Here is a 13,527-nt window from a genome sequence, read left to right on the forward strand (position 1 = left end):
GAGTGATTTGGTGATTGAGTGAATGCGTGATTTTCTTTCTGTCATTTCGAACGCTAGTGAGAAATCTGAATCCAGGTTTTTACATCCAGATTAGTCGCGCTGTTCGAAATGACATTTTGTGCTGGTTCGATTTCCGCTCCTGGTACTACTTAACTACTCTTTCCAGGATATCGATGTACAAATTTATACCTTCTTCTATTTCGTTCAGGTAGATGAATTCATCGGCCATGTGCGAGCGGGCGGAGTCACCGGGGCCGAGTTTGAGGGAAGGTATAGAGAGCAGCGCCTGGTCGGATGTGGTTGGGGAGCCGTACGTCGTGCGGTCCAATGCTATACCTGCCTGCACCAAAGGGTGCACCATCGGTATAGCAGAAGGCTTGAGTCGCATGGAACGCGGCGTCACCTCTGCTTTTACGTTTTGGCGAATCACCTCCAGCACTTCGTCCATCGAGTAAGCATCCGTCAGACGCACATCTACTGTGAACGAACACTGGTCCGGTACTACATTGTGTTGCGTGCCTGACTGCACCATGGTTACCGACATCTTTACAGGGCCCAGGTGCTCCGATACTTCCGGGAAATGGTAGGTCTGGAACCAGGTGATATCCGGCAGCGCCTCGTAAATCGCGTTCAACCCTTCTTCGCGGGCAGCATGACCGGAACGGCCTTTTGCGACACAATCAAGCACCAGCAGACCTTTCTCGGCCACAGCCAGTTGCATGAGCGTGGGTTCTCCAACAATGGCAGCCTCCAATTCTCCCAGTTCAGGCAGAATCAGTTCCAAACCATTTCTACCTGAAATCTCTTCTTCAGCAGTAGCTGCAAAAACCAGGTTATAACGAAGATCAGAGCGCTCATAGAAGTAGAGGAAAGTAGCCAGCAGCGACACCAAGCAACCGCCTGCATCGTTGCTTCCCAATCCATAGAGTTTGCCGTCTTCGATGGTAGCAGCAAACGGATCGCGGGTATAGCCGGTGTTGGGCTTTACCGTATCGTGGTGTGAGTTAAGCAGCAGTGTTGGCAGTGCAGGGTCGTAGTGCTTGTTAAATGCCCATACATTGTTCAGTCTGCGTTGATTTTTTACGCCTTTGCTTTCCAGAAAACCCGCCAACAGGTCGGCCGTCTTAGCCTCTTCTTTGCTGAAAGAAGGTATAGCGATGAGCTGCTGCAGCAGCGCCAGTGACTCCAGGTATAATTCTTTATGCATGACTAAGCGTGATGGTAGTTCCTGAAAAAGTGCCCGAAGCAGCTAACGAAGGAAGCCCTTCAGCTTCCCCGATCAGCACAGCACTCACCCCTTGGCGAAGCGCTGCAAAGGCATTGTCCAGCTTTGGTATCATGCCATCGGTTACAACGCCTTTCTCTTTCAGTTCCTGGTACTTGTATTGGTCTATATGGGCGATCACATCGTCATCATTTTCTGCATCAGCTAATACTCCCTTCTTTTCGAAACAGTAAACCAACTGTACCTGATAATTTGGCGCCAGTGCCGTGGCCAGCACAGAGGCAATGGTATCTGCGTTGGTATTGAGCAGGCTTCCCTGTCCATCATGCGTGAGTGGGGCAAAAACAGGGACAAGTCCGGCGTCTAGCAATGCTCTGATGGCGATGGCGTTGATGGTTTCCGGACCAGCTATGTCCCCGGCAAAACCGTAGTCCACCGTCTTCACAGGGCGTTTGGTAGCAGGTATAGCATTCGCGTCGGCACCCGTCATTCCGATGGCATTGCAGCCCAGCGCCTGCAGTTGCGCCACCACGTTTTTATTGATGAGCCCGGCATATACCATCGTTACCAGCTTGAGTGTTTCGGCGTCGGTCTGGCGGCGGCCTTCTACATATTGCGGCTGTATACCCAGTTGCAGCCCAATGGTAGAAGCAACTTTGCCGCCGCCGTGCACCAGAAGCTTAGGCCCGGGCAGTTGCACGAAATCAATCAAAAAACGCTGCAACCGCTCCGGGTTATCTAAAATGTTACCGCCTATTTTAATGATGTACATCTTTTGTATTGAGTGAATGAGTGATTTAAATTGTGGGCTAAGGAGTGATCGATTGAATTAATTTAAAAGTTGAGCGATGTGGATGATTCTGCAGAGGCGGGTTGCGCCCTAATTCCGTCAAATTTGGCAATTGTCTGTCATTTCGAACACAGTGAGAAATCTGAAGTATTACTACTGCTCTAAATCGTTCCAGATCTCTCCATGCTGTCGAGATGACAAACTAGGAATGCTGCTCCCTAAGTTGACGGCATTAGGTCACAACCAGTTCCTACAAGTATACCTGGAACATCCGCAAATCCACAAATCTCCAAATTTTCAAATCACTCTATCACTCATCCACTCAATCACTAAATCACTTCTTCTCCAACATCCGTTTCAACACGGCCTGTGCCGCATATAAACGATTATTCGCCTGTTCGATCACCAGTGAGTTGGGACCATCCAGTACTTCGTGGCTCAGTTCCAGACCGCGGCGTACCGGGAGGCAGTGCATCACTTTGGCGTTATTGGTCAGGGCCAGCTTTTCGTTGGTGATCATCCAGCCTTCGCCATCAGTCAGTACCTTACCGTATTGCTCGTAGCTCGACCAGTTCTTCACGTACACGAAGTCGGCTCCCTGCAAGGCTTCTTCCTGGTTGTGCAGCACCTGTGCGCCTCTGGTAAACTCTTCAGCCAGATCGTAGCCTTCCGGGTTGGTGATCACCAGCTCCACATCGGCCTGCTGCATCCATTCGGCGAATGAATTGGCCACACAATGCGGGATCGGCTTGATGTGCGGTGCCCAGCTCAGTACTACTTTGGGTCGTTTGCCCGCAGCAGCCTGCTCTTTGATCGTCACCAGGTCGGCCAGACTCTGAAGCGGATGGCGTGTCGCTGATTCCAGGCTTACAACCGGCACTCCTGTCAGCTCAATGAATTTGTTCAGCAAGTCTTCACTGTAATCCTCGTCTCTGTCCTGCAGCTTTGGGAAAGAGCGGATGCCGATGATGTCGCAGTATTGGCCCATCACGGCCGCTGCTTCCCGGATGTGCTCCACCGTGGTGCCATCCATGATCACGCCATCGCGCGTTTCCAACGCCCAGCCTTCTTTGTCGAGGTTCATCACCATCACATTCATGCCCAGGTTCATACCTGCTTTTTGTGTGCTCAAACGTGTACGCAGACTCGGATTCATGAAGATCAAGCCCAATGTTTTGTTCTGTCCGAGCGATTTATGCGCGTATGGGTTTTTTTTTAGTTCAAGTGCTTCGTTTACCAGGGCGGCTACGTCCTGCACATCGTGTACGGAAGTGAATTGCTTCATCAGGCGGTTACTTTTTTGGTAAGGATGGATGAAAATGCTTTCAAAAACTGGTCGATTTCTGCTTTGCTGATCGTCAGAGCAGGCAGTAGACGTAATGTGTTTTTGTTGGAAGAACTGCCCGTGAAGACACCATACTGGTTCAGCAGTTCTTTGCGGATGGCAGCGCAGGGTTCGTGTAGTTCGATCCCGATCATCAGTCCCTGTCCGCGCACTTCTTTTATACCCGGCATCCCTTCGAGCTGCTCTTTCAGGTAGTGCCCCATGATGGTAGCGTTCTCCAGCAGGTTTTCATTTTCCATCACCTCCAGCACCGCCAGCGACGCGGCGCAGGCCAGGTAATTGCCACCAAAGGTAGTGCCCAGCATTCCGTGGCGCGCCTCTATCCCCGGACTGATCAGCACACCGCCCACCGGGAAGCCATTGCCCATTCCTTTGGCCACTGTAATCATATCCGGTTTGATGCCCGCATGCTGGTGTGCAAAGAATTTACCCGAGCGACCATAGCCCGACTGCACCTCATCCAGGATAAGTAAAGCACCTGCTTTCTTACAGCCCGCTTCCAGTGCTTTAAGGAAGTTAACTGACGGGATGTTTACCCCTCCTACACCCTGTATACCCTCTACGATGACAGCGGCCAACTCCTGTCCAAGCTCCTGCAGCGCCTGTTCAAAAGCGGCCACATCGTTAAATGGCAGGAAAATAATGTTGTCTGTCTGGTTGATCGGTGCCACGATGCTCGGGTCGTCGGTAGCGGCCACAGCGGCAGAAGTACGGCCATGAAACGATGCTTTGAAAGAGATGACCTTTTTACGGCCGGTCTGGAAGGAAGCCAGTTTCAGGGCGTTCTCGTTGGCCTCAGCACCGGAGTTGCAAAGGAAAAAGTTGTAGGTCTCGTAGCCACTGAGTTTGCCCAGTTTTTCGGCCAGTTCCTGCTGCATCGGCATTTGCACCGCGTTGGAGTAGAAACCGATGTCGTATAGCTGCCTCGCGATGCGCTTCACATAGTGTGGGTGAGAGTGACCGATCGAAATAACGGCGTGGCCGCCGTAGAGGTCAAGGTATTTTCTGCCTTCCTTGTCCCAAACAGACAGACCGGCTGCTCTTACAGGTTCGATATCGAAGAGCGGGTATACATCAAAGAGGTTCATGGCTATGGAATTAGATGTAAGAGGTTAGAAAATAGATGTAGAACAGTGTTCTTGGGTATGTGAGCATTGTTTGTTTAATTGTTGATTGCTAATTGTTAATTGTTTTATTTACGGCACGAGTGTCCTCGCTCACGTCATAAAACTTTTAAAACGCCGCAGCTTTTAGTTTCAGTCCGGTCGTTTCTTCCAGCCCGAAAACCAGGTTCATGTTTTGCACGGCCTGGCCGGCAGCTCCTTTCAGCAGGTTGTCGATCAGGCTGGTGATGACGAGCATGTTGCCGTGCTTCTGCAGGTATAGCACACATTTATTAGAGTTCACCACCTGCTTGAGGTCCGGGTTCTGGTCACTCACCACCGTAAACGGATGACTTTCATAGAAGCTTTTGTACAGTTCCTGCGCCTCCTCCAGCGACAAGTCAGTTTGCAAGTAGGCCGTAATGAAAATGCCCCGTGCAAAAGGTCCGCGGTAAGGTATAAAATGAATGTCCGGCTGCCCTTCTGGTTGTAAGCTTCGCAAACTGCGCTTGATCTCACGCAGGTGCTGGTGCTCCATTACTTTGTAGGTCGATACATTCTCAGTGCGCCAGCTGAAATGCGAAGTAGCGCTCAGGCTTTGGCCTGCACCGGTCGAGCCGGTAATGCCGCTTAGGTGCACGTCGGCATTCAGCAGGTTTTGCTTGGCAAGAGGTAGCAAAGCGAGTTGTATACCTGTGGCAAAGCAACCGGGGTTGGCGATGTGCTGCGCCTGCTGGATCTGCTCACGCTGCAATTCCGACAAACCATACACGAAGCTTCTACCACCAGCTTCAACTGTAGTAGTTGCTGTACCTTCGTTCCAACGGAAATCCTGGCTCAGGTCGATGATCTTGGTTTCAGCCGACAATTCATTCTCAGCTAAAAACTTAGCCGCTTCCCCATGACCAGCGCACAAGAAGAGCACATCCACGGGTACAGCCGCATCGGCTGAAAAATGCATTTCGGTTTCGCCCAGCAGGTCTGGGTGCGCGGCGTAGACCGGTTTGCCTGCCTGGCTGCGGCTTTGCACAAACAGCAGCTCTACGTTGGGGTGCAGCAAAAGCAGACGCAACAGCTCGCCGCCGGCGTAGCCCGCTCCGCCTACTATACCTGCTTTTATCTTAGCTGTCATTATAGTTCGGTGTTGTTGATCTTGTGGTACATCATGGCCTGGTTGCCGAAAATCTTCGAAAAGCCTTTCACATCCTCACCTGACCAGGCATTGTTCATTTCGCCGTAGCTGCCGAACTTCGACGACATCAGGTCGTGCTCCGACTCAATCCCTTCTACCTGGAAACGGTATGGTGCCAGCAAAACGTGTACTTTACCGGTCACATTCTCCTGCGTATCCTGCAGGAAGGTCTCAATGTTGCGCATGGTCGGGTCAATGAACTGCCCTTCGTGCAGCCAGTTGCCGTACCAGGTTGCCAGTTGGTCTTTCCAGTAAAGCTGCCACTTGGTGAGCACATGCTTCTCCAGGGTATGGTGCGCCTTGATGATCACCATCGGGGCAGCTGCTTCAAAACCAACACGTCCCTTGATGCCAATGATCGTATCGCCCACGTGGATGTCGCGGCCGATGGCAAATGGACCGGCTATACCTTGCAGTGCCTGAATGGCCTGCACCGGGCTCTCGTATACCTGCTCGTTTATACCTGTCAGTTCGCCTTTCACGAAATGTAGTGTCACGCTCTCGGGTTGTTCTTTGGTCAGCTGCGTTGGGTAAGCTGATTCCGGCAATGGCTGGTGCGAAGTCAGGGTTTCTTTGCCACCTACAGAGGTGCCCCAGATGCCTTTGTTGATGGAGTACTGCGCTTTCACGAAATCGTATTCCACGCCGTGCTGCTTCAGGTATTCAATTTCCTCTTCACGCGAAAGTTTCATGTCGCGGATCGGCGTGATGATCTCGATTTCCGGAATCATCACGTGAAAGATCATGTCGAAGCGTACCTGGTCGTTGCCGGCACCCGTGCTGCCGTGGGCCACATAATCGGCACTCAGGGCTTTTGCATGGCGGGCGATGGCCATGGCCTGTGTCACGCGCTCCGCACTCACGGACAGCGGATAAGTGTTGTTCTTCAGCACATTCCCGAAGATCAGGTACTTGATACAGCTCTGGTAGTAGTACTCCGTTTCGTCCAGATTCGTGTGCTGCGTTACACCCAAGTCATAGGCACGCTGCTCCGTCTGCTGCAGTTCCTCTGCTGAGAAACCACCCGTGTTTACCAAAACAGAATGTACTTCGAGTCCTTTTTCTTCTTTCAGGTATTTTACACAGTATGAGGTATCGAGGCCGCCGCTGAAGGCTAAAACAACTTTCTTCTTCATGATATTTTTAGATGCTTGTCGGGTTCGTATTTTGGTTTCCGTGGCTTTGAGCAAAGGTGCCATAGTCAACAGGTATAGACGGTTCTTCCACAGGAGTCAGGATTTGGAGCTGCTCGCGGGCAATCGGCTTTTGCTCACGGGCCGGATCGTAAAGCATGGCGGTGCAGAGGCAGTTGCTACGGTTCTTCATCACCAGTATCTCGTAATTGATGCAGCTTTTACAACCATTCCAGAAAGCGTCGTCGTCGGTCAACTCGGAGTAAGTAACCGGACGATAGCCTAGGTCAGAGTTGATCTTCATCACGGCCAAACCAGTGGTCAGACCAAAGATTTTGGAGTCCGGGTATTTGGTGCGTGACAGCTCAAAAATTTTGTTTTTGATCAGCTTGGCCAGGCCGCTCTTACGGAGATCCGGTGATACAATGAGGCCTGAGTTAGCCACGTACTTGCCATGGCTCCAGGTCTCGATGTAGCAGAAGCCCGCCCAAACGCCATTGACGTCCAGCGCGATCACGGCCTTGCCTTCCAGCATTTTCTGGGCTATGTACTCGGGCGTGCGCTTGGCTATACCTGTCCCTCTGGCCTTCGCCGAAGACTCCATTTCATCGCAGATCTGCTGCGCATAGCTGGTGTGTTGCACAGTGGCAACGGTAATGATAAAAGGAGATGGATTCATTATAGAAATTATATACCGGGGCTATGCCTGTGCATAACCAGCTGATACAGAATTAGAAATAATTGAAACAACGCTCTGGATTGGATATGCAGCTACGCACACCCTCATCAGGCAACAATCACTCACATAAAAATTTGGGAAGAAGGACTACTACGTGAGTAGTCGGGAAGCATGTCGGCCTAGGGCCTGTAACGGACCACGGCATTAATAGCCCTCAAAACTATCCTGGCAGACAGGATAGAAAAAGACGCACCCTTCAGAGAAAGGTGATTTACCATCGCAGATGATAAAGTCGGCTTTTTTTTCATTTCAATTGGTTGGTTCAAATTTTATAAAAACAGGTCTTTGCCTGTTCCACAAAGCAAAGATTTGCAATTAATATCGGCATCTACAACAATTGGTTGTAAATTATACTAATAATTACACCTTACTACAAAATGTTACAACATATAGTTTAAAATCTCTTCGATTCTTAAAAATTAGCATCCAAAAGCCGGGCTGTAAACGAAGCGACTGATCAAAATTTTAGCGGCTTTGCGTATCTTGCAGCGCAATGAAGAATTTATCCCTTAGCGTCATCATCGGCCTCATCTTTTCCGCCATCGGCACCGCCTCCCTGTTCCTGACCCGCGACCCGCTTATGGCGGCCATTTGGATGAGCTTCGGAAATGGCCTTATCCTATCCAACCTGCGTTTCAGCAAGCCCGATGCAGGCGGCAATCTGGTAGCTGCTCCTGTACCTAAAATAAGGTTCTATGTCGGCATAAGCCTGATCGTGATGGCGGTGGTGCTCTTGGGCGTACAGGTATTCACGGATATACAGCAGGCCTAGATCCTGCTCTGCAAAACCATTTCTACGTTTACCAGTTTCGAGTCGCGCTTCAGCTTCAACCGTACCTTGCGGCCCGGCTTGCTCTCGAAGAGTTCCAGCAATTCGTCCAGGGCCAGTTCTGTACAATCGCGGCCATTGATGTTGATGAGCTGATCGCCGGGCAACAGGCCGCTGGCTTTGGCAGGTGAGTCGTCTATCACATGCGACACAATGTAGAAGTTGGCTCCGGGCAGCGGCGTGCTAATCTCAAAACCCGTCATGTTATAGTAAAACGGATCGCTGTACTTGCTGTTGGGCATCAGTATCATGCGCTCATGGGGATAGTCAAAGATCACGGTAAAGCGTTTCAGAATATCGGAGCCTATGTTACCGTTGCGGTTGGCCAGGTTGAGTGCCGCCTTGATCGACTCCTCGTCCGGATAAGAAGCCGGCAGATTCAACAGTTCGTATTTGCCCAGCGAAAAGCTATTGATGCGCCCTATCTTGCCCCTGATGTCTCCATTCAACCCCCGTCCCAGGTAGGCTTCCATCACAACAGGCGGCAACTGCAAACGCTCGTCCGTCGGCAGGTAGAGCGAAATGGAGTGGCTCGCTCCCGTATCGATCACAAGCTTCACTTTAATGGAATCTCCGTTGAATTGCCGAACATCCCCCTCTACATAGGCCTTGGTGTTCTCGATGTGTAGCGGGTATACCTCCCCTTTTTTCGGAACCTTGAGCTTCATGTCCGGCCGGTAGAGCGTGAGGGTTTTGTTGCTGTAATTGATCTTGACAATGAAATTGCGGAAGATGTCGTAGCCGATGATGCCGTGAATGGGCATACCCATGCGCATCGACAGATTGAAGACATCCTCCATCAGCACGTATACCTGGTGGTTTACCCCCACTATACCTGGCATGCGCATGTAGTTTCCTTTGGAGTAGATCGCCTCGAGTTCGTGCCCTGTGCCCAGGCCCTGTAAAGAAATGCGACCGGCTTCGTTCAAACTAAGCGAGTCAGAAAAATTCAGGCGGGTGATCAGGGTGTTTTTCACACCCGAGTCTAGTATGAAGTTGAGGGGTTGCGAGTCGTTGATCTGCACCGGAATGATGATCAGGTTATGGACCAGCTTGAAGGGGAACGTGATGCTTTTGCGTTTGGTGGTAAAGAAGACCGTATCGCCGGCAAAAGCCTGCCCCGCCGCTTCGGAAAATGACAGACAGAAGCAAAGACAAAGCAGAATAAAGGGCGATAACCTTGCCATGGAAAAACCTACATAAGACACAGATAATCAGTCTTATTAGTATACGTATGTTTTCGGACAAGATGGTATGGATACTGAATTATATTGTTTGAGTACAATAAGAAGAAACCTGACAGTATGGCAAGTAAACTACTGTCCAACAGCTGCCACCCGGACGATACAAGCCCATTGCCGTACCGGCCGGGCTTGTATCGTCCGGAGCAATTCAATGCATCCCCTGCTATCCTCAGTTGCTAGGACAAGCATTGCTTAAAATAACGGTTTGGTTTGCCACTAAAATGCTATCTCTGATTAAACTTCAAAAGCGTCGCTATACCTACCCGAAAGCCCATCTCCTGGAAACTGCGATCGTGGAAAGAAGCGGCCGTTTCGATGCGGAATACCCGGAACACGTTGTCGAGGGAATAGCCAACTTCGTAATAATGCGGTGAGTGCTCGGTTTTGAGGTAGTTGAGGAAAACGTTCTCCTTTATACCTGTAAAGCGTACCTCCGGAATCTGGGTGAGCAGGAACTTGCGAAACTGGTAGTGCGTGTGTGCTGAAAAGTAGCTGCCGTTAGTGCTGTACTGGTAATAGTCGAGCAGTCGGAAGGAGCCGGCCGGTTTCAGGCTGCTCAGGATGGTGCGGTTGCCGTCGAAGTGGTTGTAATCCATGAAATACATGCTTTTGCTGTTCAGGAACGTGCCGCCGCGCAGCTCAAACTCCAGCTTGCCCCGCACCCCAAAGGCCAGCGCATGGTTGATGCCCAACTGCACCTGATCGAAGTTCACATCGCTCCCCAGTACACCCGACACACCTTTGCGGTACATCAGCAACAGTTCCGGCGACCGCTCCATGATCGGAATTTTGCGGCCGTTGTACATCCTGTAGCGTTGCACCGGGCGGTAACTCACATTGGCCTGCAGCACCAGTGCCTCATGCTTTGGAAACTCGGTGCTCTCCAGCTCCACGTTTTCGGGCGTGCTGCTGGTAAAGGTTCTGTCTTCATCGGAGTAGAAGAAACTGCGGTCGGTGTTGTTGTAGAGTTGGTTGCGCTGCGACCACTCCAGGTTGCCGCTCAGCTTCAGCCATACCGATGGCTTATATTCAAAACCGGTCTCGACAAAGCTCTTTTCATAGATCTTCATGTAATTGCGGCGGAACAACAGTGTGCTGAGCGTGTTGATATGCGGGTGGATCGGGTTGTCGCTGTTGAACTGCTCCACAAACTTGCCGCCATCCAGGTATAGCAGGTGCGATTTGCCCTTGCTCCTGACCGTGTGCGTCATGCGGGCCTTGGCATAGAAAGTCTCACTCTCGAAGCCATACCGGAAAGTGGGTGCTACTTCAAAACTGCGGCGCAAACTGTCGTATTGGTGGCGCAGCTTGCCGCTCAGGTTCACGTTCCAGCCCTCTACCGTGTTGTAGTACACGTTCGTGAATGTGGGGTCAATGGTCACGCGGGTAAGTGGCGAAAGTCTGTAACCCGCGCCCATCACCAGGTCCTGCGGCTTGAACTTTCTCTTTTTGATGACCTTGGTAGAGTCTTTGCCCGTCAGTTCAGCCGACTTGATTTGTGCCAGAGAGTCGTCGCGCTGGTAGCCCTTGAGCTCTTTGTCACTCAGCGGCACGGGGCGCACCGAATCCCAATAGGCGGAGTCACGTTTAGTGGCCAGTTTGTCTACTGTATAGGTGCGCTCCGACACCACATCCGGGTCTTTGCGTTCCTTCAGCGCTTCCTTCTCCTGCTCTAGGATCAGCTGGCGGAATTGCTTGCGCGTCAGCTTGTCCTGGTTGGCCAGCGCCTCCAGGTTCGGGTTTTTGTTGCTCGACTTGATGGCGGCAATCGCCTCCGGCACTTCTTCTACTTTCTCATCAATGATCTCTTTGGGAGCTACCAGTTTCTTGTTGAGCACCACCTGGTAATCTGAGCTGGAAGCCAGGTAACGGAACTCGCCGCCAAAGCCCATCACCTTGCCCGAGAAATGAAACTGGTGTGTGGTCGGCATCCAGACGGTCGGTGCCACTTCGGCATAATTCTGCTTCACCCGGATTGGGAAACCCATCATGCTGGTTTTAAGGTCGAGGCTGTGAATGGCCCAATAGCCCTCGATGATGTAAATGTAGCCTTCAAACACATTGTCGCCACGAGAGCGCGGCGTTACCTTGATCTTGTTCACGTCGACGTTTCCTTCCTGGAAACTGCCCTCGTACTGGAACTTGTAATAGGCAAAGGCAGACCGCGACAGCGGCGATACCATTTCCACCACCTTATCGTTGTAGAAGCTCGCGCTCACAAAAGACATTGGCGAGATCGTGCCTTTGTTGTCACCGGAAGTGCGGATGGAGATCACTTTTTCCTCAAACTTGTTGGGCTGCGCAAACTTGATCTCACTTACCGATTCCACGGTATAGGCTTCGTTCAGCTTCACGCCTTCCTCCTTGAGCTTGTTCTTCAGGAAAAAAGGTGCGTTGGTCAGTTCGCCGGTGCCTTTCACGTATACCTTCATCTGGTAGCTGTCGTACTGCAGCAGGTGGTATTTCTTTTTGGCGATGGCCTTGCGCATGATGGTATAGGCCGGGTCCTCCCCTTTTCCTTTCACCTGCACTTCTTTGAGGGCAAAAGACTGCTCTCCCAATTTGAAATCGCGCTGCACCCAGCTATCCGTAATCTCGACCTGCACCTGCTGCGCTTCATAGCCGATGTATTTCACCACCACCGTATGCTTTCCGGCCGGGAGCTTTATTTCAAAATCACCGTTGGCGTTGCTCGACGAACCGTTGTTGAGGTTGGTGATGTAAACCGAGGCAAATGGCAGCGCTTCGCCTTTCTGGTTTTTGATGCTGCCGCGTATACCTTGGGCAGAAAGTGAAAGCTGTAGCAGAACCAGCAAAAGGGTAAGCAGGGAGGAAAATAAACGCATAAGTAAGACCGGCAAATTAGTAGATTTGAACTTGGGGTAACAGACAGAAAATTAGCATGTTGAGCGTATACCTGGGTCGGTTCGATCACAAGCAGGGAGGTGTGCCAGGCACAGGATGGAAGCTAAGTCAGTTTTCATAAAATGGGTTTAGATAAAAGCGGCAAGCAATAGTATAATGCCTGCAATATATAGTTAAGATGCAATTTATCCTCAACCGGTTGCATGTATTATGAAAAAAATCGAAGGACGCCTAAATAAAAACAGCTGCTATACCTGAGGCTTCTCTCCAGGTATAGCAGCTGTTATGGACTGCTCAGCAAAACAAGAAGCTATTGTGCCGGCAGGTATAGCGTCAGGGTGCCCGGTTGAAAGGTTGCCTCATCCAGGTGTCCCATTTTAGAGCGGTCCCGCGTGATCAGGTGCAGGTGCATGAAGGTGTCGTGGTGCGTGAATACGGCTTTGTGCTCGGTGGAGAAGAAACCTAAAATATCAACCGCCTCGTCACGCAGCGCATAGTTCACCTGTCCCCGATGGGCTTCGTCAGGCGAACTGACCTTCGAGCCAGCCGGCAGATTGACAATGTGGATGGTAGCCTGCGCTACTTTCCCGCTCACTTTAAAAGGGAATGGCCGTTTGCTGTTTTGCGTCACGCTGTCCAGGTATAGCTCCAGTTGCGGAAGGCTACGGATTGAGTCGGGTAGCGCCTGGGCTGTCCAGTTGGATACGCGGGCGTAAACGAAGAAAGGGGCTTTGGAGGCAAAGGTCTCCTCAACCCGCATGGTAGAGTCATTAATCACCACCGATTTGTGGGAATTGCCATCCAGGATCAGGAGTTCGCCCGCCAGGTACTCCACAGGTCCCAAACCATACAGCTGCTCTTTGCCTGCAATCGTATCCAGATCGATCGTTCCGGCCAGCTCGCCCTTCCACATTACGTTGCGCATGGCACCGACTACCTGCACTTCGCTTTCTGCAGCACTGGCAGTCTGTGTTTCTTCTGTCGTACAGCTGCTCAGCATGGCAGCAGAAAGTAGCGGGAAAGCGGCACGCAATATTAGCTTCATGTGGGATCTTAAGTTTA

Annotated in this window: 11 protein-coding genes; 1 reads left to right on the plus strand and 10 read right to left on the minus strand. The window is 51.2% G+C overall.

The genetic code is table 11. From position 1 onward, the window contains the following. Window positions 1–145: 145 nt before the first annotated feature. The 7 genes from Q4E40_RS15300 to Q4E40_RS15330 all read right to left on the minus strand — a co-directional run bounded on the left by Q4E40_RS15300 (window position 146) and on the right by Q4E40_RS15330 (window position 7,467). Complete coding sequence (locus Q4E40_RS15300) at window positions 146–1,207, minus strand: M20 family metallo-hydrolase (RefSeq protein ID WP_303413378.1); 1,062 nt, start codon at window positions 1,205–1,207, stop codon at window positions 146–148. After that, window positions 1,200–1,997, minus strand: coding sequence for an acetylglutamate kinase (gene argB, locus Q4E40_RS15305; RefSeq protein ID WP_303413379.1), 798 nt, complete (start codon window positions 1,995–1,997; stop codon window positions 1,200–1,202). The genes Q4E40_RS15300 and argB overlap by 8 nt, the downstream gene beginning before the upstream one ends. 352 nt (window positions 1,998–2,349) lie before the next feature. Continuing rightward, a complete protein-coding gene (locus tag Q4E40_RS15310; RefSeq protein WP_303413380.1) occupies window positions 2,350–3,300 on the minus strand; it encodes an N-acetylornithine carbamoyltransferase in 951 nt (316 codons plus the stop codon). Then, complete coding sequence (locus Q4E40_RS15315; protein ID WP_303413383.1) at window positions 3,300–4,448, minus strand: aspartate aminotransferase family protein; 1,149 nt, start codon at window positions 4,446–4,448, stop codon at window positions 3,300–3,302. The genes Q4E40_RS15310 and Q4E40_RS15315 overlap by 1 nt, the downstream gene beginning before the upstream one ends. Before the next feature lie 145 nt (window positions 4,449–4,593). After that, window positions 4,594–5,595: an N-acetyl-gamma-glutamyl-phosphate reductase gene (gene argC, locus Q4E40_RS15320; RefSeq protein WP_303413384.1), complete on the minus strand. Its 1,002-nt coding sequence runs from the start codon at window positions 5,593–5,595 to the stop codon at window positions 4,594–4,596. Then, a complete protein-coding gene (locus Q4E40_RS15325; protein WP_303413386.1) occupies window positions 5,595–6,791 on the minus strand; it encodes an argininosuccinate synthase in 1,197 nt (398 codons plus the stop codon). Before Q4E40_RS15325 ends, argC begins: the two co-directional genes overlap by 1 nt. A 7-nt stretch (window positions 6,792–6,798) precedes the next feature. Continuing rightward, a complete protein-coding gene (locus Q4E40_RS15330) occupies window positions 6,799–7,467 on the minus strand; it encodes a GNAT family N-acetyltransferase (protein WP_303413388.1) in 669 nt (222 codons plus the stop codon). A gap of 553 nt (window positions 7,468–8,020) precedes the next feature. Here Q4E40_RS15330 and Q4E40_RS15335 point away from each other — a divergent pair. Further along, window positions 8,021–8,299, plus strand: a complete 279-nt coding sequence (locus tag Q4E40_RS15335; protein ID WP_303413390.1) for a hypothetical protein — start codon at window positions 8,021–8,023, stop codon at window positions 8,297–8,299. On the opposite strand, the gene Q4E40_RS15340 is transcribed toward Q4E40_RS15335, so the two are convergent. The 3 genes from Q4E40_RS15340 to Q4E40_RS15350 all read right to left on the minus strand — a co-directional run bounded on the left by Q4E40_RS15340 (window position 8,296) and on the right by Q4E40_RS15350 (window position 13,510). Continuing rightward, a complete protein-coding gene (locus tag Q4E40_RS15340; RefSeq protein ID WP_303413392.1) occupies window positions 8,296–9,543 on the minus strand; it encodes an aspartyl protease family protein in 1,248 nt (415 codons plus the stop codon). The two genes, Q4E40_RS15335 and Q4E40_RS15340, sit on opposite strands and share 4 nt — an antisense overlap. 281 nt (window positions 9,544–9,824) lie before the next feature. Further along, complete coding sequence (locus tag Q4E40_RS15345; protein ID WP_303413394.1) at window positions 9,825–12,446, minus strand: DUF5686 and carboxypeptidase regulatory-like domain-containing protein; 2,622 nt, start codon at window positions 12,444–12,446, stop codon at window positions 9,825–9,827. Between the two features lie 329 nt (window positions 12,447–12,775). Then, a complete protein-coding gene (locus Q4E40_RS15350) occupies window positions 12,776–13,510 on the minus strand; it encodes an acetolactate decarboxylase (RefSeq protein ID WP_303413396.1) in 735 nt (244 codons plus the stop codon). Window positions 13,511–13,527: the final 17 nt, after the last annotated feature.

Source organism: Pontibacter coccineus (assembly GCF_030546575.1).
Classification (GTDB): domain Bacteria; phylum Bacteroidota; class Bacteroidia; order Cytophagales; family Hymenobacteraceae; genus Pontibacter; species Pontibacter coccineus.

Excerpts from the sequence above, each read along its gene's own strand:
- Q4E40_RS15300 (WP_303413378.1), bottom strand. The coding sequence starts at position 1,207 with ATGCATAAAGAATTATACCTGGAGTCACTGGCGCTGCTGCAGCAGCTC.
- argB (WP_303413379.1), bottom strand. The coding sequence starts at position 1,997 with ATGTACATCATTAAAATAGGCGGTAACATTTTAGATAACCCGGAGCGG.
- Q4E40_RS15310 (WP_303413380.1), bottom strand. The coding sequence starts at position 3,300 with ATGAAGCAATTCACTTCCGTACACGATGTGCAGGACGTAGCCGCCCTG.
- Q4E40_RS15315 (WP_303413383.1), bottom strand. The coding sequence starts at position 4,448 with ATGAACCTCTTTGATGTATACCCGCTCTTCGATATCGAACCTGTAAGA.
- argC (WP_303413384.1), bottom strand. The coding sequence starts at position 5,595 with ATGACAGCTAAGATAAAAGCAGGTATAGTAGGCGGAGCGGGCTACGCC.
- Q4E40_RS15325 (WP_303413386.1), bottom strand. The coding sequence starts at position 6,791 with ATGAAGAAGAAAGTTGTTTTAGCCTTCAGCGGCGGCCTCGATACCTCA.
- Q4E40_RS15330 (WP_303413388.1), bottom strand. The coding sequence starts at position 7,467 with ATGAATCCATCTCCTTTTATCATTACCGTTGCCACTGTGCAACACACC.
- Q4E40_RS15335 (WP_303413390.1), top strand. The coding sequence starts at position 8,021 with ATGAAGAATTTATCCCTTAGCGTCATCATCGGCCTCATCTTTTCCGCC.
- Q4E40_RS15340 (WP_303413392.1), bottom strand. The coding sequence starts at position 9,543 with ATGGCAAGGTTATCGCCCTTTATTCTGCTTTGTCTTTGCTTCTGTCTG.
- Q4E40_RS15345 (WP_303413394.1), bottom strand. The coding sequence starts at position 12,446 with ATGCGTTTATTTTCCTCCCTGCTTACCCTTTTGCTGGTTCTGCTACAG.
- Q4E40_RS15350 (WP_303413396.1), bottom strand. The coding sequence starts at position 13,510 with ATGAAGCTAATATTGCGTGCCGCTTTCCCGCTACTTTCTGCTGCCATG.